General features: G+C 73.8%; 17 protein-coding genes and 1 tRNA gene. 11 read left to right on the top strand and 7 right to left on the bottom strand.

What is annotated here, in order from left to right:
- Positions 1–40: 40 nt before the first annotated feature.
- The gene (locus tag ABZY91_RS22195; RefSeq protein WP_355404676.1) at positions 41–571 is read right to left on the bottom strand and encodes a DinB family protein; all 531 of its coding nucleotides are present in this window, start codon (positions 569–571) and stop codon (positions 41–43) included.
- Positions 572–760: 189 nt separating this feature from the next.
- Positions 761–1,336: a nucleosidase gene (locus ABZY91_RS22190; RefSeq protein ID WP_329881982.1), complete on the bottom strand. Its 576-nt coding sequence runs from the start codon at positions 1,334–1,336 to the stop codon at positions 761–763.
- Positions 1,337–1,731: 395 nt separating this feature from the next.
- Between ABZY91_RS22190 and ABZY91_RS22185 the strand changes: the two genes are divergently transcribed.
- The 10 genes from ABZY91_RS22185 to ABZY91_RS22140 all read left to right on the top strand — a co-directional run bounded on the left by ABZY91_RS22185 (position 1,732) and on the right by ABZY91_RS22140 (position 15,227).
- On the top strand, positions 1,732–3,057 hold the full coding sequence (locus tag ABZY91_RS22185; RefSeq protein WP_355404674.1) for a hypothetical protein: 1,326 nt from the start codon (positions 1,732–1,734) through the stop codon (positions 3,055–3,057).
- A gap of 15 nt (positions 3,058–3,072) precedes the next feature.
- On the top strand, positions 3,073–4,023 hold the full coding sequence (locus ABZY91_RS22180; protein ID WP_329881980.1) for a glutamate ABC transporter substrate-binding protein: 951 nt from the start codon (positions 3,073–3,075) through the stop codon (positions 4,021–4,023).
- Between the two features lie 160 nt (positions 4,024–4,183).
- Complete coding sequence (locus ABZY91_RS22175; protein WP_355404672.1) at positions 4,184–5,551, top strand: hypothetical protein; 1,368 nt, start codon at positions 4,184–4,186, stop codon at positions 5,549–5,551.
- Positions 5,552–5,556: 5 nt separating this feature from the next.
- Positions 5,557–8,127, top strand: a complete 2,571-nt coding sequence (locus tag ABZY91_RS22170; protein ID WP_355404670.1) for a tetratricopeptide repeat protein — start codon at positions 5,557–5,559, stop codon at positions 8,125–8,127.
- 3 nt (positions 8,128–8,130) lie between these two features.
- Positions 8,131–9,522: a PP2C family serine/threonine-protein phosphatase gene (locus tag ABZY91_RS22165; protein ID WP_355404668.1), complete on the top strand. Its 1,392-nt coding sequence runs from the start codon at positions 8,131–8,133 to the stop codon at positions 9,520–9,522.
- A 118-nt stretch (positions 9,523–9,640) separates the two neighbouring features.
- Entirely contained in the window at positions 9,641–11,023 is a 1,383-nt protein-coding gene (locus ABZY91_RS22160; protein WP_329881976.1) for a VWA domain-containing protein, read from the top strand.
- A 73-nt stretch (positions 11,024–11,096) separates the two neighbouring features.
- On the top strand, positions 11,097–12,431 hold the full coding sequence (locus ABZY91_RS22155) for an FHA domain-containing protein (protein WP_355404666.1): 1,335 nt from the start codon (positions 11,097–11,099) through the stop codon (positions 12,429–12,431).
- Between the two features lie 166 nt (positions 12,432–12,597).
- Positions 12,598–13,515, top strand: coding sequence for an ABC transporter ATP-binding protein (locus ABZY91_RS22150; protein ID WP_329949378.1), 918 nt, complete (start codon positions 12,598–12,600; stop codon positions 13,513–13,515).
- The gene (locus ABZY91_RS22145) at positions 13,512–14,687 is read left to right on the top strand and encodes an ABC transporter permease (RefSeq protein WP_329881973.1); all 1,176 of its coding nucleotides are present in this window, start codon (positions 13,512–13,514) and stop codon (positions 14,685–14,687) included. The genes ABZY91_RS22150 and ABZY91_RS22145 overlap by 4 nt, the downstream gene beginning before the upstream one ends.
- Before the next feature lie 135 nt (positions 14,688–14,822).
- Complete coding sequence (locus ABZY91_RS22140; RefSeq protein WP_329881972.1) at positions 14,823–15,227, top strand: globin; 405 nt, start codon at positions 14,823–14,825, stop codon at positions 15,225–15,227.
- Between the two features lie 72 nt (positions 15,228–15,299).
- Here the strand turns inward: ABZY91_RS22140 and ABZY91_RS22135 are convergent, their stop codons facing one another.
- From ABZY91_RS22135 to ABZY91_RS22120, 4 genes are all read right to left on the bottom strand, one after another.
- Complete coding sequence (locus tag ABZY91_RS22135) at positions 15,300–15,995, bottom strand: hypothetical protein (protein WP_355404663.1); 696 nt, start codon at positions 15,993–15,995, stop codon at positions 15,300–15,302.
- Between the two features lie 45 nt (positions 15,996–16,040).
- The gene (locus ABZY91_RS22130) at positions 16,041–16,484 is read right to left on the bottom strand and encodes a thioesterase family protein (protein WP_329949374.1); all 444 of its coding nucleotides are present in this window, start codon (positions 16,482–16,484) and stop codon (positions 16,041–16,043) included.
- Between the two features lie 111 nt (positions 16,485–16,595).
- Positions 16,596–18,260, bottom strand: coding sequence for an energy-dependent translational throttle protein EttA (ettA, locus tag ABZY91_RS22125; RefSeq protein ID WP_329949373.1), 1,665 nt, complete (start codon positions 18,258–18,260; stop codon positions 16,596–16,598).
- Between the two features lie 293 nt (positions 18,261–18,553).
- Entirely contained in the window at positions 18,554–20,044 is a 1,491-nt protein-coding gene (locus tag ABZY91_RS22120; RefSeq protein ID WP_355404661.1) for a Cys-Gln thioester bond-forming surface protein, read from the bottom strand.
- Between the two features lie 1,566 nt (positions 20,045–21,610).
- On the opposite strand from ABZY91_RS22120, the gene ABZY91_RS22115 reads away from it, so the two are divergent.
- Positions 21,611–21,686 (top strand) — tRNA-Arg (locus tag ABZY91_RS22115).
- Positions 21,687–21,899: 213 nt separating this feature from the next.
- Here ABZY91_RS22115 and ABZY91_RS22110 read toward each other — a convergent pair.
- Positions 21,900–22,595 (bottom strand): TetR/AcrR family transcriptional regulator, encoded by a 696-nt coding sequence (locus ABZY91_RS22110; RefSeq protein ID WP_355404659.1) that lies wholly within the window; start codon positions 22,593–22,595, stop codon positions 21,900–21,902.
- Positions 22,596–22,698 lie beyond the last annotated feature (103 nt).

Genomic DNA, 22,698 nt, shown 5'->3' with positions numbered 1-22,698 from the left:
CGCGCGAACGGCGGGAACGGCGGGTCGCGGCCGGAGACCGTCAGCGACCGACCGCACCGTCCAGCTGCTCGCGGAGGATGTCGGCGTGCCCGGCGTGCCGCCCGGTCTCCTCGATCATGTGCACCAGCAGCCAACGCATCGACGGCGCCTCGCCGTCGGGCCGCAGCGACCGCACCCCGGGGCGGTCCAGCTCCGCCGCCGCACCGATCACCGCGTTCGCCCGGACGATCGCCTCCCGGTACGCGGCCACCGACTCCGCCACCGTCTCGTCGCCGGGCGAGAGCGCTTCGTCGTCCCACAGCTCGACGTCGTCACCCCGGTACGCCCAGAGGAACCAGTTCAGTTCGACGGCGGTGAGGTGGCGCACCAGCCAGAGCAGGCTGGTCCCGGACGCCACCCCGGGCCGCCGGGCGTCCTCGTCGGACAGGCCGTCCGTCTTGGCGATCACGCAGGCGCGCAGGTAGTCCAGGAAGGTGAGCAGCGTGGTGTGCTCGTCGGCGTCGACCCCCGGCGGGCGCAGGTCGGCCCGCCCGCCCGCACGGCCCTCGTCCGCCGACCTCCCGGTCGCCACGTCCCCGGTCGCCACCCCGCCGGTCGCGGAATCGCCGGTCCCACAATCGCCGGTCACGGATTCACCGGTCACGGATTCACCGGTCACGGATTCGTCGCTCGCGCCGCCATCGGCCACGGTGTTCTCGGTCACGCCCGCCACCCTAACCACGGGCACCGGCCCGACGGCCCCGGCGGAGCTGACCTGTCCTCACCAGCCCTGGCCGTGGAGCCAGTCGGCGAGGTGACGGGCGCAGGTGTCGACGGACTCGCGCCAGGTGTGGGCGGCACCGTCGCCCGCCTCGTCGCTCACGTGCTTGACCAGGCGGACCGGGACGCCGGCGCGGTGGGCCACGGTCGCGACGGCGTAGCCCTCCATGTCGACCAGGTCGGCGTGCTCGGCCAGCCGGTCACGGGCGGCCGGGTCCGAGACGAAGAGGTCGCCGGTGGCCAGCACCGGGCCGTCGCCCTTGCCGACGACCAGGGGGGCGCCGTACGTCCGGCCGGTCAGTGCGAACAGGGCGGGGGTGTCGATGTCGTGCTGGATCACCTGGGTGACGGTGTGGGTGCCCTCCCAGCCGGGGCGCAGGGCTCCGGCGGTGCCGAGGTTGACCACCTCGGAGGGGTGGGTCTCCCGGGCGAGGACGGTGGCCAGTGCGGCGGCCGCGTTGAGCTTGCCGATGCCGGTCAGCAGGACCGGGAGCCGGTCGCCGAGGTGGGCGGCCTCCTCCCGGACGGCGACGACGAGCAGCGGACGGTCGGCGGAGATCGTTCCCAGAAGACGCATGCCGCCATCGTACGGAGCGGCTGCCCCCGTCACCGGACCGGCACAAGCGGACCCCAGCCCTCCGACTGTCCGGGGAACCGCATAGGGTGCTTCCCGCGTCGACCCGATCGCCGCCCGCCCCGCACCCTGGGGGCCCGGGGCCCGGGAGACCCCCGGTCCGGCGGCGCGCAGCGGTACGGAGAAGCTCAAGATCGGCGCAACTCGGGTGTGGCCGCGGGGAGTGACGGCCATACTGCTGGCAACGGCCGGGTCCCGAATGCGGGTGCGGGCCACAGGGGAGGGTGAGGCTGGTGGCGACACCGGTTCGTACGAAGGGGTCGGGCGCGCTCGCACCGGGGCGGCCCGACGGTTCATCAGCGGTCACGCCGGGGCGCGGCGGCCCGGGCCCGGTGGCCGTGGCGGCCGGGCCGATCGCCCGGCTGGGGCAGGCCACCCGGACGGCCCCGGGGCGGCTGCGGCTGGCCGGGGCGCTGCTGGCGGTACTGACCCTGGCGTTCGGCGCGCTCACCGCCGCCCAGCTGAACTCCCGGGCGCAGGCCGCGAAGCGGGTCGTCGGGTACAGCCAGCCGCTCAGCCAGGCCGCCGCCGACATCCATCTCTCGCTGGCCGACGCGGACACCACCGCGGCGACCGGCTTCCTGCTGGCGGGCGCCGAGCCGAGGGCCGTCCGGGCCCGTTACGAGCAGGACCTCAGGACGGCGTCCCAGCTGATCTCCGAGGCGGCGGCCCGGACCACCACCTCCTCCCCCGCGCAGGAGTGGCTCTCCACCCTCAACCAGCAGGTCCCGGTGTACGCGGGGCTGGTGGAGAACGCGCGGGCCGAGAACCGGCAGGGCTTCCCGCTCGGCGGCGCCTACCTGCGGTACGCCTCCGAGCAGATGCGCACCGGGCTGCTGCCGGCCGCCGAGAAGCTCATCGCGGCCGAGAACGAGGCGCTGGCCGACGACCTCGCGGACGCCCGGGCCACCCCGTGGGCCGGGTACCTGCTGGGTGTGATCGTGCTGACGGCGCTGGTCTGGGTGCAGATGGCGCTGTTCCGGCGGACCAACCGGGTGTTCAACCCGGGGCTGCTGGCGGCGACCGCCGCCGTGCTGGCCGGGGTGCTCTGGCTGACCGCGGCCGCGACCGGCGCCGGCTCCACGCTCCGGCGCGCGGAGCGCGAGGGCGCGGCGCCCCTGCGGGTGCTCAACTCCGCCCGGGTGGACGTACTGACCGCCCGGCTGGCGGAGAACCTGCACCTGGTGGCGCGCGGTTCCAGCGCCAAGTACGCCGAGCTCTGGTCGAAGACCTCCGGGCACCTGGTCGCGATCGACCCCCAGCCCGGCACCGCGCCGACCGGCACGCTGGTGGAGGCGCAGACGCTGGCACCGCCGGAGGCCCGGGGAGCGCTCGACCAGGCGCGGCTCGACTACCAGCAGTGGCGCGAGCGGCACACCGCGGCGAGCGACCTGGAGAACAAGGACGGCGACTACCAGGGCGCCCTGGACGCGACGGTGACGGTCAAGGAGGCGGACGTGCCGAAGACCGCCGACGCCTCGTTCAACGCCGTCGACCAGCAGTTGGCCAGGGCCGCCACCCTGGAGGAGGGCCGGTTCAGGGACGCGGCCCTGGGTGTCGACGGGGACCTGCGCACCGCGGCCGTGGCCGTCGCGGTGCTGGGCCTGCTCGCGGCCGCCGCGGCGGTCCGCGGGCTGGGCCGCCGACTGGCCGAGTACCGGTAGAGGGGGGACGGGAAGATGAGCAGGGCAACGGTACGGGCGGCCCGTACGGCGGTGGCGCTGGCGCTGCTGGCCTCCGGCGCGGCGGTCCTCGGCGGGAGCGGGTCGCCGGGCGCGGCGCCGGCGGGCGGCGCGCCGCTGGAGGTGCAGGCGGCCTCGGCGCCCCGGCAGGAGCAGGCGGGCGCCTGCGACGTGTACAGGAGCGTGCCGCCGAGCGGCGAGGACGGGCCCGCGGTGAAGGCCATCAAGGCCAAGCGCAGCCTGGTCATCGGCATCGACCTGAACAGCTACCGCTGGGGCTCGCGCAACCCGAACACCGGTCAGATCGAGGGCTTCGACATCGACCTCGCCCGGGCGATCGGCACCGCGATCATGGGCGACCCGGAGAAGGTGACGCTCAAGGCGGTCCCGACCGCCGAGCGGATCAAGTTCATCCAGGAGGGCCGGGTCGACCTGATCATCCGCACGATGACGATCACCTGCGAGCGGATGGAGCAGGTGTCCTTCTCGCGGCCGTACTTCACCATGAGCCAGCGGGTGGTGGTGCCCAAGTCGTCCACCGCGAAGAACCTCGACGAGGCGCTGAAGGGCACGACCGCCTGCGCCGCGGCCGGTTCCTCGGCCCTGGAGGAGCTGAAGAACCGCCCGATCAAGGAGCTCGTCACCCCGGAGAACAACCTGGACTGCCTGGTGCTGATGCAGCTGGGCAAGGTCGACGCGACGATGACGGACGACGTCCTGGCGGCCAGTCAGGCGGCCCAGGACCAGACCGTCCGGGTGGTGGACGGCGAGGTCCGGCCGGGCGTGATGGGCATCGCGATGCTGAAGACCAGCACCGACCTGACGGCCCGGGTGAACCAGGTGCTCGGCGACTACCACACGAGCGGCGCCTGGCGCGGCACGTACGACCGCTGGCTCAAGCCGTACCTGCTGAACGACGCCGAGCACTACTGGCCGATGCCGCAGTGACGACCCCGAGGGCCGGGACGGCGGGCTCCCGGGAGGCACCCGCTAGGGTCGGGACGGATCTCGGCGGAGGCCCTGCGGAGCACGGGACGGAGCCGGGGACCGCGGAGCGGCGAAGCACGGAACAGGGAACCACGGAGCAGGCGGAGGAGGAGAGAGGGCGTTGGCGGCTTCTGCTGGCCCGGTGCTGAGCCGGGAGGAGGTGGACCGCGCGCTGGCGCGCCTCGGCGCGGAACGCGACGCGGTCGAGTCCGCGCTGCTCTCCCTCCAGGACCACTCGGGGCTGCGGCTGCTCGACGGCGCCGCGCTGTCCGGGCGGACGCAGGAGCGGTGGTCCGTCGCCGGGCAGGGACTGCCGATGCTCTGGGCGCTGTTCGACCGCTACTCGGAGGCGCTCGCCTCGGCCCGCGCGGTGCGGGCCCGCAAGGCCCGACCGGGCGGGCCCGAACTCGCCGAACTCAGCGAGCTCCTCACCGGCGACGCGGTGACCGTGCCCGGCGGCGCACCGGACGGCGCGCAACTGCTCGGCGCGCCCGCCCGGCTGGTCGAACGGGTCAGCCTGGACGGGCTGATGACCCGGATGAACTCCTGGTACGCCACCGTGCTGGAGGTGGTCTCCGCCGCGGACGCGGTCTGGACGGCGCTGCCCGCCCGGATCGACCTGCTGCTCGCCGAGCTGCGCCGGGTGCAGACCCTGGCCGGCTCGCTCGGCGTGCACCCCGGCGGCCACCCGCTCGGCGACGACCTGGTCGGGCTGGAGACCGACCTGAACGCGCTGCGGGCCGAGGTGCGCAGCGACCCGCTCGCGCTCTGGCGGCCGGCCCGGGTCCCCGCCCAGCGCGGGACCGTCCCGGACGGCGGCGCGCTGGCCACCCCGTCCGGGGTGGTGGACACCGAGCGGTTCGACCGGGCCGGGCGGGCGCTGGACGGCGTCCGGCTGGAGCTGGAGAACCTGCTGCGGCTGCGCGACGACGCCGAGGAGCGGCTGCAGGGCGTCGGCGAGCTGCTGCAGCGGGCCGACGTCACGCTGGCCGAGGCCCGCCGCGCGCGCGGCGAGGTGCTGGCGAAGATCGCCGCGACCGAGGTGCCCGCCGTCCCGGGCCCGGCCTCGGCGCTGCGCGAACGGATCGTGGTCGCCCTGGAGCTGCGGCAGAACGGGCAGTGGTACCGGCTCGCGCCGCTGCTGGACGCGCTGGAGGACGCGGCCGCCAAGGAACTGGCCCGGGCCCGGCAGTCGCTCACCGAGGTGACCCAGCCGCTGGCCTTCCGGGCCGAACTGCGCGGGCGCCTGGACGCGTACAAGGCGATGGCCGCCCGGCTGCGGGTGGCCGAGGACCCGGAAGTGGTGGAGCGGTACGAGAAGGCGCGCTGGCTGCTCTGGAGCGCGCCCTGCGACCTGCGCGCGGCGGCGGGCGCGGTGGCCCGGTTCCAGCAGTCGCTGCGGCCGGCACAGGGCGAGGCGGCACAGGCGTCGGCCGGCGGGGAGCCGGTCGACGGACAGGCGGCACAGGGACAGGGACTGGGGGGCTGAGGGTGATGGGCGAGACGTGCGTACGGCCGGAGTGCACCGGCAGCGGGACGATCGACACGGACGGCTACTGCGACGAGTGCGGCCTCGCCCCGGCGGGCACCTCCTCCGTCTCCGTGAGGACCGCCACCGGCGCGGCCGTACCGGCCGCGCGGCAGGCCGTCCGGGCCCCGGCGGGCCCGGGCCTGCCGTGCCCCCGCGCCTGTTCCGGGACGATCGACGCCGACGGCTACTGCGACGAGTGCGGCCTCACGCCGCCCGAGGGCTCCGGCGGGACCACCTCCGCGCACTCCCCGACCGGGCGCGCCGTCCTCGACCCGGACACCGGGTCCTCGCGCACCGGGTCCTCGCGCACCGGCTCGACCCGCACCGGCTCGTCCCGTTCGCTGTCCGGACGCTCCCGCTCGCACCGCTCGACCCGGACCGGCAGCGGCCGCTCGGTCTCGGTGCGCAGCAGCCGGGGCAGCGGCACCGTGGGCACCCGCCACCGGCTGGGCGCCGGCCTCGTGACGGTGCCGACCGTCGCCGCGGCCGACCCTGCGCAGGCGGTCCTGGTGAACCCGGAGGTGCCGGAGCGCAAGCGGTTCTGCTCCAAGTGCGACACCCCGGTGGGCCGGGAGCGGAACGGCACGCCGGGCCGCCCGGAGGGGTTCTGCACCAAGTGCGGCACGCCGTACTCGTTCACGCCGAAGCTGCGCCGGGGCGACCTGGTCGGCGGCCAGTACGAGGTGGTGGGCTGCCTGGCGCACGGCGGGCTCGGCTGGATCTACCTGGCGGTGGACCGGCGGGTCAGCGACAAGTGGGTGGTGCTCAAGGGCCTGCTGGACACCGGGGACGAGGACGCGCTGGCGGTGGCCGTCGCCGAGCGCCGGTTCCTGGCCGAGGTGGACCACCCGAGCATCGTCCGCATCATCAACTTCGCCGAGCACCCGGACCTGCGCACCGGCGCGACCGACGGCTACATCGTGATGGAGTACGTCGGCGGCAAGTCGCTCAAGGACATCGCCAACGAGCGCCGCACCCCGGACGGCCGGCGCGAGCCGCTGCCGGTCGAGCAGGCGATCGCCTACGCGCTGGAGGCGCTGCCCGCGCTGGGCTACCTGCACGCCCGCGGGCTGGTCTACTGCGACTTCAAGATCGACAACGCGATCCAGAGCGGCGACACGCTCAAGATCATCGACATGGGCGCCGTCCGCCGCCTCGACGACGACGGCCCGATCTACGGCACCATCGGCTACCAGGCACCGGAGATCGCCACCGACGGCCCCTCCCCCGCCTCCGACCTCTACACGGTGGCCCGCACCCTCGCCGTGCTCAGCTTCGACTTCCAGGGCTACTCCACCGTCCACCGGGACACCCTGCCCGGCCCGGAGTCCGTGCCGGTCTTCGCCGCGTACGAGTCGTACTACCGCTTCCTCGTCCGCGCCACCGACCCGGACCCGGCCCGCCGGTTCGCCTCCGCCGAGGAGATGGCCGACCAGCTCACCGGCGTCCTGCGCGAGGTGCTGGCCCTCCAGGACGGGCGGGCCCGACCCGCGCCCTCCACCCTGTTCGGCCCCGAACTGCGCGTGGTGGACACCGAGCTGGTCGCACCGACGGTCCGGCCCGGCGAACTGCGGCTGGCCGCCCTCGACCCCGCCGCCGCCGCGCTCGCCCTGCCCGTCCCCCGGGTCGACCCGGCCGACCCCAACGCCGGCTTCCTCGCCGCCCTGTTCGCCACCGGCCCGGGGGAGGCGCTGGCCGCGCTGGAGGGCGCGCCCGCCGACTCCGCCGAGCGCCGGCTCCGCGAGCTGCGCGCCCTGCTCGAACTCGGCCGGCACACCCGGGCCGTCGAGGCCCTCGCCGCACTGGACCAGGAGTACCCGGACGACTGGCGGGTGGTCTGGTACCGGGGCCTGACCTCGCTGGTCTCCGCCGCGGCCGACCCCGGCGCGCCCGACCACGAGGCGCTGCGCGCCGCCGCCGAGGCCTTCGACGCCGTCTACGACGCCTTCCCCGGCGAGGCCGCCCCCAAGCTGGCCCTCGCCGCCTGCGCCGAACTCCTCGGCGACGGCGGCGACGCGGCCGAGTTCTACCGTCTGGTGTGGAGCACCGACCAGAGCTACCTGAGCGCCGCCTTCGGGCTGGCCCGGGTCCGGCTCGCCGACGAGGACCGGGCCGGCGCCGTCGCCGTCCTGGAGTCCGTGCCGGCCACCTCCAGCCAGTACACCCCCGCCCGGATCGCCGCCGTCCGGGCCCGGCTGCGCGAGCGGCCCGCCACCGACCCGCTCGGCGCCGACCTCGGCGCGAGCTCCGAGCAGCTGACCGCGCTGCGCCTGGACGACCGCCGCCGCGAGGAGCTCGCCGTCGAGGTGCTCGGCGCCGCGCTCGGCTGGGTCACCGCCGGGTCACCCGGCGAGACCGGCGTGGGCCGGACAACCGGCGAGGTCAGCGTGCTGGGACGGCCCGCGGTGGAACGGGAACTGCGGTTCGCCCTGGAGCAGTCATACCGGGTACTCGCCCGGTTGGCCGACCGGGCCGAGAACAGGATCGACATGGTGGAGCGGGCCAACCGCGCCCGCCCCAGGACGTGGGTGTAAGAGATGCCGCAGCAGACCGTGTGCCAGAGCTGTGCCGAGCCGATGGACCCGGGGGACGTCTTCTGCGGCTCCTGCGGGGCGAGCCGCGACGGCCGTCCCGCCCCCGGCGCGATGCCGCCCAGCTGGTCCGCAGCCCGGGACGGTGACGAGGGCCACGCACCGACCCTGCCCGACACGCCCACCGTCCCGGCGCAGAACTCCCAGGGCGCCAACGGCACGCCGGGCCTCCAGGGCGCCGCGGGTGCACCGGGCGCCGCGGCTGCGCACGGCGGCCCCGCCTGCGCACACTGCGGGCTCCAGCAGGTCACCGGCGACGGCTACTGCGAGGCCTGCGGCCGCGCCCAGCCGCGCCCCCGCGACCACATGGAGAAGGCGCTCGGCGGCGTCGCCGGGGTCAGCGACCGGGGTGTCCGGCACCACCGCAACGAGGACTCCTTCACCGTCGCCGCCACCTCGCTGCCCGGCGGCGAACCGGTCGTGGTGGCCGTGGTCTGCGACGGCGTCTCCTCCTCCGACCGGCCCGACCAGGCCTCCGAGACCGCCGTCGACGCCGCCTCCGAGTCGCTGCTCAGCTCGCTGGAGGCCGGCCAGGAACCGACCGCGGCCATGCGCCGGGCGATCGCCGACGCCGCCGCCGCCGTGGCCGCCCTGGCCACCGACGGCACCAAGCCGCTCCGGCCCGACGTCAACGCGCCCGCCTGCACCTACGTCAGCGCGATCGCGGCCGGCGGCCGGGTCACCATCGGCTGGGTCGGCGACACCCGCGCGTACTGGATCCCGGACGACCGGGTCTCCGCCGAGCCGTTCCGGCTCACCCAGGACGACTCCTGGGCCGCCCGGATGGTCGAGGCCGGACTGATGGGCGAGGCCGAGGCCTACGCGGACCCGCGCGCCCACGCCATCACCGGCTGGCTCGGCGCCGACGCCGAGGAGGTCGTGCCGCACACCCTCGACTTCACCCCGCACGTCCCCGGCGTGCTGCTGATCTGCACCGACGGACTCTGGAACTACGCCGAGGCCGCCACCGACCTCGCCTACTTCGTCCGTCCGGACGCCCGCACCGAACCGCTCGCCACCGCCCAGACCCTGGTCAAGTTCGCCGTCGCCTCCGGCGGGCACGACAACATCACCGTCGCGGTGATCCCGATCGACCCGCCCCCGGCGGCCGAACCGGCGGAGGCCGAGGACGGCCGGACCGCGACCGCGCTGGACCTTCCGGTGATCACCGCGGCCGGATCCGGGCCGGCGGGCGCGGACGACGAGGACTACGACCCGACCCTGCCGGACATCCCGGTGATCGGCTCCGCCGCCGCTCCGCTGCCCCCGGTCCCGCCCCTCCCCCCGCAGCCGCCGGCCGTCCCCCCGCGCCCGGTCCGGCCCCCGGCGGCCCGCTGAGCCCGGAGGCCGGGACGCCACGCACCGACCGGGCCGGCGGACCGCCGCCACCCGCCACCCCGCTGCACGCCCACCGACCGCCCGCACCATCCGACCATCCGACGGGAGCCACCCGCCCATGGCAACACTGGCCAAGCCGAACCTGCCCAGGTTCGACGTGGAGATCTTCCAGAACGAGTTCCTCGCGGACGGCGCCCGGGAGGTGAACGCCATCGTGACGGTCACCGCGACCGGCGGCGGCACCTCGGGCGGCCGCCCGCTCGGCACCCAGGGCGCCCGCCCGCCCGGCGTCACCGACGCCGGCCCGGGCGGCGCCGGCCCGCAGTCGGCCGCCGTGGTGATCCTGGTGGACTGCTCCGGTTCGATGGACTACCCGGCGAGCAAGCTGCGCGGCGCCCGCGAGGCCACCGCCGCCGCCATCGACACCGTCCGCGACGGCGTCGCCTTCGCCGTGGTCGCCGGCACCCACGAGGCCCGCGACGTCTTCCCCGGCGACGGCACCCTCGCCATCGCCTCGGACGCCACCCGGGCCCGGGCCAAGGAGTCGCTGCGCCGCCTCACCGCGGCCGGCGGCACCGCCATGGGCACCTGGCTGGCCAAGGCCGACCAGCTGTTCCTGACCCGCCGCGACATCGCCATCCGGCACGCCATCCTGCTCACCGACGGCAACAACGAGCACGAGACCGCCGCCGACCTGGAGCGCGCGATCGAGCGGGTCGGCGGCCACTTCACGGCGGACTGCCGGGGGGTCGGCACCGACTGGCGGGTCGACGAGCTGCGCAGGATCTCCTCCGCGCTGCTCGGCACCGTCGACATCGTCGCCGAGCCCTCCGGCCTGGCCGAGGACTTCCGCTCGATGATGGCCGGCGCGATGGGCAAGCAGGTCGCCGACGTCGCGCTGCGGATCTGGACGCCGGCCAACGCGGTCGTCAGGTTCGTCAAGCAGGTCGCCCCCTCGGTCGAGGACCTCACCGAACGCCGCACCGAGGCCGGGCCGCGGGCCGGCGACTACCCGACCGGCTCGTGGGGCGACGAGAGCCGCGACTACCACGTCTGCGTGGAGGTCCCGTCCTCCGCCGTCGGCAACGAGATGCTCGCCGCCCGGATCAGCCTCGTCCTGCCGCCCTCGGTCTCCGGGGGGACGCCGGAGGTGCTGTCGCAGGGCCTGGTCAAGGCGGTCTGGACCGACGACCTCGCCTCGTCGACCCGGATCAGCCCGCAGGTCGCCCACTACACCGGGCAGGCGGAGCTGGCCTCGTCCATCCAGGAGGGGCTGGAGGCGCACCGGGCCGGGGACGTCGACCGGGCCACCGCCAAGCTCGGCGCCGCCGTCCGGATCGCCCACGCGACCGGCAACGAGGGCACCTTCAAGCTGCTGCAGAAGGTGGTGGACGTGGTGGACCCGAAGGAGGGTACCGTTCGGTTCCGTAAGAACGTGAGCGAGGCCGACTCGATGACCCTTGAGACCCGGTCGACCAAGACCGTCCGTGTGAAGAAGTGACCGCCGACGAGCCGACCGGGCCGCAACCCCGGCCGGACACTGCCCCGGCTTGCTGGAATTGAGGGGGGACCTGATGCCGATCTGCCCGAGGGGCCATGAGTCGCAGGCCGAGGACTGGTGCGACTTCTGCGGCTTCCCGATGACGCCGCCGCAGCCGGTACCGCCGCCGCCCGGCACGCTCGCCGGCGCACCCGGCGGCCCGGGGGCGCACGGTGGCCACGGCGCGCCGTACGGCGGTCCGACAGCCCCGCCGGGGGCCGTCCCGCCCGGAGCGGTGCCGCCGTCGAACCCGCGGGGCTTCCCGGACCTCACCGAGGGCCTCGTGGTCTGCCCGATCTGCCGCAGCCCGCAGACCGGGCGGTTCTGCGAGGAGTGCGGGTACGACTACGACCTCTCCGCGCCCCAGCGCGCCCAGCAGCCCTTCGGCGTCCCCGCCCAGGCACCGCCGCCCCCGCCGGCGCCGCTCAACATCCCGGCGGCGTACGGCGGCCCGCCGCAGCCGCCCGCCGCCCCCCAGCCGCCGGCGGCCCCGCCGCAGCCCGGCCCGCCCGCCGGGTACGGCTACCCGCCGCCCGCGCACGGGTCGGAGGGCCCCTCCCCCGCCCACGCGGCTCCGCCGTACCAGGAGGCTCCCTACCAGGAGGCGGCCGGGTACCCGGAGTCCCCCTACCGGGAGGCCCCGTACCAGGAGCCCGCGTACCAGGAAGCCGCGTACCAGGAGCCCGCGTACCAGGAGCCCGTGCACCAGGGCGCGCCGTACCAGGAGCACCAGGGCGCGCCCCAGCAGGGAGCGCCCTATCAGGAGGCCGCCTACCAGGAGGCCCCGCACCAGGGCGCGCCGTACCCCGGCACCGCACCGCGCGAGGACTCCGGCCCGGTCTACGCCCAGCCCGGCCCGACCCGGCGCGGCGACGAGTTCGGCACCTCGTTCCACCTCGCCCCGCCGATGCCGCCGCAGCAGGCCCAGCCGCCGCAGGGGCAGGCCCCCGAGCAGGTCCGCAGCACCTGGTTCGCGGTGGTCGCGGCGGACCGCGAGTACTTCACGGAGATGATGGCCCGCAGCGGCCCCGAGGCGGCCGGCCTGTTCTTCCCGCCGTACTGCCCCGAGCGCCGGATCCCGCTGACCGGGCGCGGCCAGCTGCGGATCGGCCGGCGCAGCCAGCACCGCGGCACCGTGCCGGAGATCGACCTCTCGGTGCCGCCGGAGGACCCGGGGGCCTCGCACCAGCACGCCCTGCTCGCCGAACAGGCGGACGGCAGCTGGGTGCTGGTCGACCAGGACTCCACCAACGGCACCACGGTGAACGGCGGCGGCGAGCCGATCGCCCCGCACACCGCGATCCCGCTGGGCGACGGCGACCGGGTCCACGTCGGCGCCTGGACGACGATCACCCTGCACCGCGCCTGAGCCCCGCCGGCCCGCCCGGGCCGGCAGTCCGGCCACTCGACCGCCCTGGCCGGACGGACGTCACCGTCCGTCCGGCCAGGGCGGTCGGCGTTCATTGTAAAAATGATCATCAAATCAGCCCCGGATCTCTGCCCAAGGCTGCCCCGCGCCCGTACGCTCACTGCCCATGACTGCTGCAATATCCGCCGACGGAATCCGTCAGCGGTACGGGGACGTACAAGCCGTCGACGGGGTGTCACTCACCGTCGAGGCCGGCGAATTCTACGGAATCCTGGGCCCGAACGGCGCCGGGAAGACCACCACGATGGAGATCCTGGAGGGGATCCGCAAGCCCGACGAAGGGCGCGTCGAACTGCTGGGGCTGGCGCCCTGGCCGCGCAACCCGAAGCTGCTGCCGCGCATCGGCGTGCAGTTCCAGGCCTCGGCCTTCTTCACCAAGCTGACGGCCCGCGAGACCATCCGCACCTTCGGCTCCTTCTACGGCGTCGGCCCCAGGCGCGCCGACGCGATGCTGGAGCGGGTCGGCCTGACCGAGTCGGCCGGCGTCATGACCGACAAGATGTCCGGCGGCCAGGCGCAGCGCCTCTCGATCGCCTGCGCGCTGGTCCACGGCCCGGAACTGGTCTTCCTCGACGAACCCACCACCGGCCTCGACCCGCAGGCCCGCCGCAACCTCTGGGACCTGCTGCGGGACATCAACGCCGAGGGCCGCACCGTCGTCCTGACCACCCACTACCTGGACGAGGCCGAGGTGCTCTGCGACCGCGTCTCGGTGATGGACCGCGGGCGGATCCTCCGCACCGGCGCCCCGGCCGCGCTGGTCCGCGAGATCGACGACACCGTCCGGATCAGCGTGGAGTCCGGCCAACTGGCCGTGGACACCGCGCGCGAGCTGTTCACCGCCGCCGGGGCGGAGATCACCTCGCTGGAGGACGACGGCGTCTCGCTCTCGCTCTCCACCCGGCTGCCGGCCCCGGTGCTCGCCGTCCTGGCCGAGCGCAACGCGCTGCGCGGCCTGGAGGTCCGCGGCGCCACCCTGGAGGACGTCTTCCTCCAGCTCACCGGACGGGAGTACCGCGCATGACCACCGAACGCACCGGGTCCGCCGCCGTCCCGGACCAGCGGTCCGCCGGTCCGGCGGGCACGCCCGCCGGACCGGGCGGGGCGGGCGCACCGGCCGAACGCGAGCGGGTCTCCGCCTTCGCGAGCCTCTCCCGGGTCATGCTGGTCTCGTTCGTCCGCGACCGCACCGCGCTGTTCTTCGTGATGCTCTTCCCGCTGATGTTCCTGCTGCTCTTCGGCACCCTGCTCAAGGGCGCCTCCAGCCCGCACGCCAAGGTGGAGCAGGTCGGCGCGGTCAAGGTCCTGGACGCGGTGCAGGGCGAGGGCCGGGCCGGGCTGGAGAAGGTCCTGACCATCACCCGGGGCGACGACGAGGCCGCCGCGCTGGAGAAGGTCCGCAAGGGCGACCTGGACGCCATGATCAAGGAGGGGCCGGACGGCAGGGTCGTCGTGCGCTACAGCGCCGCCGACCAGGTCCGCGCGGGCTCGGTCCAGGGCATCGTCAACTCCGTCGTCCAGCAGGCCAACCAGGCCGCGTCCGGCCGACCGCCGGCGTACACCCTGGACGCGAGCCAGGTCGAGGACGAGGCGCTGAAGCCGATCCAGTTCCTCACCCCCGGCCTGCTGGGCTGGGCGGTGGCCACCGGCGCGGTGTTCAGCGCCTCGCTGACCCTGGTCGGCTGGCGGCAGAAGAAGGTGCTGCGGCGACTGCGGCTGGCCCCGGTGAGCGCCGGGTCGATCGTGGCCTCCCGGATCGCGGTGTCGGTGGTGACGGCACTGGCCCAGACCGCGATCTTCCTGGTGGTGGCCACCACGCCGTTCTTCGGGCTCCGGCTCACCGGCAACTGGTGGCTGATCATCCCGCTGGTGGTCTGCGCGACCATCGCCTTCATGTCGATCGGTCTGCTGGCCGGCTCGATCGCGAAGACCGAGGAGGCGGCCAACGGCCTCTCGCAGATCATCGTGCTGCCGATGTCGTTCCTGTCCGGCTCGTTCTTCCCGACCGACGACATGCCGGGCTGGCTGAAGGCGATCTCGGAGGCGCTGCCGCTCAAGCACCTGGTCACCGCCGCCCAGTCGGTCCTCTCCCGGGGCGGCGGCGTGACGGACGCGCTGCCGGCGATGGGCGGCCTGCTGCTCTTCGCCGCCGTGCTGACCGGCATCTCGTGGAAGCTCTTCCGCTGGGAGGACTGATCCTCCGGCGGCGGCGCCGGCGCCGCGGCCACCGCATCGGCGGCGGGGTCGGCATCGGCGGCGGGGTCGTACACCTCCGGTCCTGGTCCCCAGGTCCCGGTGTACGGCCCCGCCGCCGTCTGCGACCATGGTCGGGTGAAAGAGATCCGGCGTGGCACGCTCAGCGAGGAGACGTTCTTCGAGCAGGTCGGCGGCGAACCGACCTTCCGGCGGCTGGTCCACCGGTTCTACCAGGGCGTCGCCGAGGACGAGTTGCTGCGGCCGATGTACCCCGAGGAGGACCTCGGTCCGGCCGAGGAGCGGTTCACGCTGTTCCTGATGCAGTACTGGGGCGGCCCGCGCACCTACAGCGACCAGCGTGGCCACCCGCGGCTGCGGATGCGCCACGTGCCGTTCCGGGTGGACCGCGCGGCGCACGACGCCTGGCTCAAGCACATGCGGGTCGCCGTCGACGAACTCGCCCTGCCGGCCGACGCGGAGCGGCAGCTCTGGGACTACCTCACGTACGCCGCCGCCTCGATGATCAACACCGAGGGCTGACCGCACGGCCGACCCGATGGCCCGACCCGGTGGGCCGGGCCGGGCCGGGTCCGGCGGACGGCCCGACCCGCCTCAGCGGACGGGGCTGAGCCCCAGCCCCGCGCCCGGCGCGGCCGCCGTACGGACCGCCACCGACCCGGCCGGGGCGCTCAGCCTCAGCCAGCCGCCGGCCCGGTGCACGGTGAGCGGGGCGGTCGGGGCCAGGAACCCGATCACGTAGGCCGCGTGGGCGGCGCGCAGCGGCAGTTCGGGTAGCGCCGTGACCGGGCGGGACCAGATCTCGTCGGCCAGCGCGTCCAGCACGGCACGGGTCCGGTGGTGATCCGGGACGGCCTCGCTGCGCTCCCTGAACTCCCGCACCGCGGCCATCAGTTCGGGATACACCCGGGCCGCCGGCGGTTCGCCGACCGGCCGCCAGCCGGTGCGCGGCGGCAGCAGGCCGGCCCAGGCCGGGCCGGTGACCGGCCCGGGCAGGGTGACGGTGCCGGCCTCCGCGTCGACGCCGTCCAGGAGCTGCCCGGCCGAGACGGTCAGGTCGACCGGCCCGCCGAGTTCGACCAGCCGCGCGGTCCGCACCGCCAGCGCGCCCGAACCGCCCAGCGGCAGCCGTCCGAAGACGGCCAGCACGCCGCCGCCGGCCCCGGGCCGCGGCACCCCCTGCAACCGGACCGCCGCCGCCCTGTCGAAACGCAGCAGGCGGACCAGGAAGGCGGCCAGGTCGGCGGCCTCCCCGGTGCCGGCGAGGGCGAGGGGGGCGGTACTGATCAACGCTTCAGCTCACATCCGGTAGCGGGGCGGGGTCCTGCGGTCCGCTCAGACCGCCGCGACGGCCGGCTCCTCGTCCATGAAACGCTCCAGGAACCCCCGCTCGACCGGGCTTATCCGGCGGGGCCGGCCCTCGGCCAGGTCGTAGGGGACGACCACGGTCGACGCCCGGACGTAGACCGTCTCGGTGCCGTCCTCGGCGGTGTCCTTGATCTCGTAGCCGACCGTCAGCGAGGCGCCGCCGATCTTGGTGACCCAGGTCTCGACGGTCACCGGCTCGGGCCGGTGGACCAGCGGGCGCTTGTAGTCGATCTCGTGGCGGGCCACCACCGAACCGCCCGCGAACTCCCCCGCACCGGCCGCGGCGGCCTGGGTGAACATGAAGTCGATCCGGGCCTCCTCCAGGTAGCGCAGGAAGACCACGTTGTTGACGTGCCCGAAGGCGTCCATGTCGGACCAACGCAGCGGACAGGCGTAGATGTGGCGTGCCACGGGTGTTCTCCTCGACGTCCGGTGACCCGGCCGGGCTTCGGTGCCGGTGGGCCGCGGCCCGGCAGGCCGCCCAGGAGGGCGAGTCTGCCGGGCCGTTGTGACGGTTGGGTGTCAGCCTCGGGTCAGCTTCTTGTACGTGGCCCGGTGCGGACGGGCCGCGTCCGCACCCAGCCGCTCGACCTTGTTCTTCTCGTACGAGTCGAAGTTGCCCTCGAACCAGAACCACTTGCTCTCGCCCTCGTAGGCGAGGATGTGGGTGGCGACCCGGTCCAGGAACCAGCGGTCGTGCGAGATGACCACGGCGCAGCCGGGGAACTCCAGCAGCGCGTTCTCCAGCGAGGAGAGGGTCTCGACGTCGAGGTCGTTGGTCGGCTCGTCGAGGAGCAGCAGGTTGCCGCCCTGCTTCAGGGTGAGCGCCAGGTTGAGGCGGTTGCGCTCACCGCCGGAGAGCACGCCGGCCGGCTTCTGCTGGTCCGGGCCCTTGAAGCCGAACGCCGAGACGTAGGCGCGGGACGGCATCTCGACCTGACCGACGTTGATCCAGTCCAGGCCGTCGGAGACGACCTCCCAGAGCGTCTTCTTCGGGTCGATGTTGGCGCGGCTCTGGTCGACGTAGCTGATCTTGACCGTGTCGCCGACCTTGACCGTGCCGCTGTCCGGGGTCTCCATGTCCTGGAGCATCTTGAACAGGGTGGTCTTGCCGGCGCCGTTCGGGCCGATGATGCCGACGATGCCGTTGCGCGGCAGGGTGAAGCTGAGGCCGTCGATCAGGACCTTCTCACCGAAGGACTTGTTGAGGTTCTCCACCTCGATGACGACGCTGCCCAGACGCGGGCCCGGCGGGATCTGGATCTCCTCGAAGTCCAGCTTCCGCATCTTGTCGGCCTCGGCCGCCATCTCCTCGTAGCGGGCCAGACGCGCCTTGGACTTCGCCTGACGGCCCTTGGCGTTGGAGCGGACCCACTCCAGCTCCTCCTTGAGCCGCTTGGCGCGCTTGGCGTCCTTCTGGCCCTCGACCTTGAGGCGGGACTGCTTGGACTCCAGGTAGGTGGAGTAGTTGCCCTCGTAGCCGATGGCGCGACCGCGGTCGAGCTCCAGGATCCAGCCGGCCACGTTGTCCAGGAAGTACCGGTCGTGGGTGACCGCGACGACGGTGCCCGCGTACTTGGCCAGGTGCTGCTCCAGCCAGTTCACCGACTCGGCGTCCAGGTGGTTGGTGGGCTCGTCGAGGAGCAGCAGGTCGGGGGCCTCCAGCAGCAGCTTGCAGAGCGCGACACGGCGCTTCTCGCCACCGGAGAGCTTGGTGACCGCCCAGTCGCCGGGCGGGCAGCCCAGCGCGTCCATGGCCTGCTCCAGCTGGGCTTCGAGGTCCCAGGCGTTGGCGTGGTCCAGGTCCTCCTGGAGCTTGCCCATCTCGTCCAGCAGCGCGTCCGAGTAGTCGGTCGCCATCAGCTCGGCGATCTCGTTGAAGCGGTTGAGCTTCCCCTTGATCTCCTTGACGCCGTCCTCGACGTTCTCCAGGACGGTCTTGGTCTCGTCGAGCGGCGGCTCCTGGAGCAGCATGCCGACGGTGTACCCGGGCGAGATGAAGGCGTCGCCGTTGGAGGGGTGCTCCAGGCCGGCCATCATCTTCAGCACGGTGGACTTGCCCGCGCCGTTGGGGCCCACGACGCCGATCTTCGCCCCGGGGAGGAAGCTGAGCGTCACGTCGTCAAGGATGACCTTGTCGCCGTGCGCCTTGCGCACCTTGCGCATCGTGTAGATGTATTCCGCCACGTGAGATCGCTCCGGCGTCGTCGGGAGTATTCGGCTTGCAGCGTTCCATTGTGCCGCACCGGCCGGGAGGCCAGAACCGCGCACCGTGCCCCTGGGGGGTATGCGGACGGCCCTCCGTGCACGCGATCCCCGCCGCCGGGGCCCCGAACGCGGACCGGCCCGGCCCCCCGCACACGTGGTGCGGGGGCCGGGCCGGGTGTCAGCTCCTCGGCGCCCCGGGCGGAGGTGCCCCGGGTCGAGACGCCTCGGGTAGAGGCGCCCCGGGTAGCGGAGGCGCTTCAGGCAGAGGTGCTTCAGGCGGCGGTGCCACCGTGGCGGCCACGACGGCGCAGCAGGAAGACCGCGGCACCGCCGGCCACGACCAGACCGCCGGCGACGGCGGCGATGATCGGGGTGGCGTCGCTACCGCCGGTCGCGGCCAGGCCACCGGTGGTGCCGGGGGCCGAGCTGGTGACCGCCGGGGCGGGCTGGGCGGCCGTGGTGCTGACGGTCGCCGACGGGGTGGGGGTGGCGCTCTTGGTCGCCGACGGGGTGGTGCTCGGGGCCGGGGTGGTCGGCGCCGGGGTCGACGGCTTGGCCGTCGGGGTGGGGGTCGGCGTGGTCACGCTGACCGTCTTGCAGTCCAGGATGCCCTTGAAGTTCTTGGTGAAGCCGTTCGGGCCGGTGACGGTGATGTCGTAGGCGGTGTCCTCGGCGACCGGGACGACGACGGTCTCGATCTTGCCCGGCTGGACGGTGAGGTCCTTGCCCGGCTTCACCGAGACGGTGGCCGCCTCGTCGCCGCCGTTGGCGACCGACACCTTGACGCCGTTGGCGACGCACTCGACCACGGCGGTGCTGTCGATCAGCGCACCCTTGGCGGCCTTCCAGGTCGCCTTGGCGGAGTCCTTGACGCTGAGCTTGGTGGAGCCCGCCAGGATCATGGTCTGGCTGTGCTTCTCCGGGGTGTAGCCCTTGCTGAGGAAGACGCGGCCGCTGGGCACCACGGTCTCGGCGGCGGCGTTGACCGTGGCCGTGCCGTCCGGGGTGTCGGCCGGGACGTCCAGCCACAGCTGGGTGTCCTTGGCGACCGGGCCTGCCAGGTCGGCGACCGGCTTGCCGTCCTTGTCGACCAGCTTGACCTTGTCGGCGGCGTCGCCGGCGAGCGCCAGCTTCACCTCGTTGGCGCTGGAGTTGATGGTGAACGGGCCGAGCTTGGTGCCGGGCTTGCCCGACACCGAGTCCGGGGTGAGGCTCAGCGACGGCTTGGGCTCCGCGGCTATGCCCTTGTTCTTCTCGCTGACCAGGTAGTCACGGAGCTGCTTGGCCTCGGCGTCGACCGGGGTGGCGTTCTTGCCGTCGGAGAACTTCCAGATCGCGGCCTGGGTGCCGGCGGCGGCGTCCTCCTTGGTGAGCTCGCCCTTGACGCCCGCGTCGGCGGCCAGCTTCTTGAGGTCCGTCACCTGCGGGTAGGAGTTCTCCAGGATCCAGCGGATCTTGGAGGCGTCCTGAGCCTTCTCCGGGCGGCCGAGCGAGCTCGACTTCCAGTCGGACTCGCGGTACTCGATGGCCTTGGTGATGTCGACCGGGTGGTCGATGTCGATGCAGTACGTCTTGATCTCACCGTCGGCCGTCTTGAGGGTGAACAGCCCGCCCTGGATCGAGTGGCCGCCCTCGATGGCGATCTCCTCGCTCATCATGGTCGGCTGGACCACTGCCGTGACACCGTCTCCCGGCGCGTCGGCCGCAGCCGCCGCACCGGCTGCGAACAGGCTTCCGCCCAGCGCAACGCTGGTCGTGAGCATGACAGTGGTGATGCGCGGAAGACTCCGCCCATGCCTCTGGAACATCTGGGATCCCTCCGGGCCGGGCCTTGCCGATGGCAGCCCGCCTTGCTTGCCGCGCCCCCTGTGGCGCTGCTTCACGATGTGAACCAGACGAATCCTATTGAGCCCCAGGGGCCCGGAAACCCCCATGCGAAATTAGGACGATTCCGTATCTGTATCGTTATCAACGCTCCCAGTATCCACACAAGCTGACGCCCTGCCAGAAAGTCTGGATCTTTCTCTTAACCGGAACGGGATTGCACGGGCGACCCCAACAACCTTCTCGATCAACATATTTGTCGACAGTCAAGGCGCTCGCCCGCCGCCCCGCCCGCCGCCGGTCGACACCCCCGCTTCCCTCGCACGACACCCGCGCGACGCCCAACACCGCCGCCACCAAGCCCCTCCCCGCCCGTAGGACGCCCACGATCCGCCCCGACGCGGCCTCCCCGCGACGAGTCCGAGCCCACGCTCCGCAGCCCCGGCGCCACCCGCGGGCCCGCCCGGAACGCCCCTCTCCCGTGCGAACGTCACCGCCCAGCAGCTCGGATCGTGTCCGACCGACCGTTCGGCGATCTCGCCTCCGGCCCACCGGCCGCCTCCGCCACCCACTCCCGCTCCCTCAGCCTTCCGCCCACCACCGCCGGGTCACCCTTCGTCAGCGCGCCGGACGGACACCCCGTCGAAGCCCGCCGGTGCCCACCCGCACAGGCCGGCGCCCGCCTCGGACCGCGCCGCCACCCGCGACACCCCGCCGTCCACCCGGAGCTCTCCGGCCGGGTCGGGCCGCCGCCCGGTCGGCGCCGGTCGGACGTGCGCGGTCGCGCTCCGCCGGACGCCCGGATGCGACCCGCCGCCGCCGCGGCATTCCCGATCATCGTCATGACGGTCTCGTACACAGCCACGCTCCGCTCTCCCGGTTGCACCGTACGGAATCGACCGGTGCGCGTTGAGAGTGCGCTTCTCGGGGAAATCCGTACCAGGGGGATCGGAAATCCTGTGGACAACTCGGGGCTGTGGAAAACCGCTGTCACTCTCAGGGGTGAATTTCAGCCTTTGTGTGACCATCAGGCCTCCGATCTGCGGGTCCATGACAACAATCGCCCCGGATCGTCGCCCGGCCCGGGACACCCCCACGGGCGGCCCGCCGACCGTCCGCGCACGTCATCCGACCGGACGAACCCGAATGCGGCCCCCCACCCGCGCCGGGGCCGGCCTCGACCGCGGCGCTTTCTCCGTGCCGAATCCATAACGGGTGGGGAGACAGCCCCGTAACGACTGCACAACGTCCGGCGCGGAACACCGCCAGACCGCTGCACTCACGGCCTTCACCTGCGATTATCGGACCGCTCCACCGAGGCCGACACACCAACGGCGGTGTCGTTACGCCCGACCGAGGATCGAGACACCCTTATCCTGTCCCGACAGGGCAAGGGCCCGCCAACCCCCACAGCCCACCCTCAGGCACGGGGACGGACAACGGGCGCCACGCGCCCGCCGCCCGGTCCCGGCAACGGTCACGCCCATCAGGGTGCCGCCCGTCCCGCCCCCATAGCTCAGCGGATAGAGCACCCGCCTTCTAAGCGGTAGGTCGCAGGTTCGAATCCTGCTGGGGGCGCCACACTGTTTTTCCCGCAGGCCACCGCAGGCGCCGGACCCGTCATCGCGCCCCCCGTCGCCGTGAATCCCGGGTACCCACCGCGCATATGCCGTGACCATCCGTGTCATGACCGCGGACAAAAACACGACGAAAAGGGGATACCCCGAACTACACCCGGCGGAATGCCCGTTTCGGGCCTTACGCCGCGACCGGACATCACCGCCCGGCCTCCGATCAGCCCCGGCGAACGGCCCCGACGACCCCGCCCGCACCGCCCGCCGCACCCGCACCGTCCGCGGTGGCGGCACCCGCCGCCGCCGAGGCCGCCAGGCCCACCAGATAGGCGTCCAGCAGCGCCACCTGCCGCTCCGGCGGGAATTCCGCCGGAGCGAACAGCGCCTGCACCACCAGGCCCAGCGCGAAGGCCTGGGCCCCGGCCGCGAGCTGCGCCGCCGGCGCCTCCGCCGACAGCTCCCCGAGCCGCTGCGCGGCCTCGACGTGCTCCGTCATCGCCGCACGGGCCCGCCCGTACCGCGCCGCGTGCGCGTCGGCCAGGTCCGGATCGGCCAGCGCGACGTCCCAGGAACCGACCCAGATCCGGTTGCCGGCCACCGCGGCCGGGTCCAGCGGCAGGATGTCCAGCAGCGCCGCCCGCAGCCGGGCCAGCCCCTCGGGGGGCGGCGGGCTGCCGTCGGCCGGCGCGGCACGCCTCGGCCGCGCGCCCGAGCGCCGCTCCAGGACGTCGAGCGCGTGCGCGACCAGGGCCTTCTTGCTCGGGAAGTAGTGAGTCAGCAGCCCGGTGCTGGCCCCCATCTCGGCGGCCACCGCCCGCAGCGTCAGCCCTTCGAAGCCGCGGGTGGACAGCACCCCCCACACCGCCTGCGAGACCTCGGTGCGGCGGGCTTCATGATCTCCACGGGCCGGCGTCATGGGGCTATCTTACGTACCAAACGTTTGTTATGTATGGACGAAGCACGATCACCCGTACGAACGACCCGGACCGACCGCGTCCGCCCGACGCGCCACGAAAGGC

The sequence above is a fragment of the Kitasatospora sp. NPDC002965 genome, from assembly GCF_040611255.1.
Classification (GTDB): domain Bacteria; phylum Actinomycetota; class Actinomycetes; order Streptomycetales; family Streptomycetaceae; genus Kitasatospora.
Note: the sequence above shows the minus strand (reverse complement) of the source record. Positions and strands in the feature narration are given on the sequence as shown.

What these genes read in the sequence shown, in the direction of transcription:
- ABZY91_RS22155 (WP_355404666.1), top strand. Translation starts at nt 11,097, where the DNA reads ATGCCGATCTGCCCGAGGGGCCATGAGTCGCAGGCCGAGGACTGGTGC.
- ABZY91_RS22160 (WP_329881976.1), top strand. Translation starts at nt 9,641, where the DNA reads ATGGCAACACTGGCCAAGCCGAACCTGCCCAGGTTCGACGTGGAGATC.
- ABZY91_RS22150 (WP_329949378.1), top strand. Translation starts at nt 12,598, where the DNA reads ATGACTGCTGCAATATCCGCCGACGGAATCCGTCAGCGGTACGGGGAC.
- ABZY91_RS22110 (WP_355404659.1), bottom strand. Translation starts at nt 22,595, where the DNA reads ATGACGCCGGCCCGTGGAGATCATGAAGCCCGCCGCACCGAGGTCTCG.
- ABZY91_RS22145 (WP_329881973.1), top strand. Translation starts at nt 13,512, where the DNA reads ATGACCACCGAACGCACCGGGTCCGCCGCCGTCCCGGACCAGCGGTCC.
- ABZY91_RS22190 (WP_329881982.1), bottom strand. Translation starts at nt 1,336, where the DNA reads ATGCGTCTTCTGGGAACGATCTCCGCCGACCGTCCGCTGCTCGTCGTC.
- ABZY91_RS22180 (WP_329881980.1), top strand. Translation starts at nt 3,073, where the DNA reads ATGAGCAGGGCAACGGTACGGGCGGCCCGTACGGCGGTGGCGCTGGCG.
- ABZY91_RS22120 (WP_355404661.1), bottom strand. Translation starts at nt 20,044, where the DNA reads ATGCTCACGACCAGCGTTGCGCTGGGCGGAAGCCTGTTCGCAGCCGGT.
- ABZY91_RS22170 (WP_355404670.1), top strand. Translation starts at nt 5,557, where the DNA reads ATGGGCGAGACGTGCGTACGGCCGGAGTGCACCGGCAGCGGGACGATC.
- ABZY91_RS22165 (WP_355404668.1), top strand. Translation starts at nt 8,131, where the DNA reads ATGCCGCAGCAGACCGTGTGCCAGAGCTGTGCCGAGCCGATGGACCCG.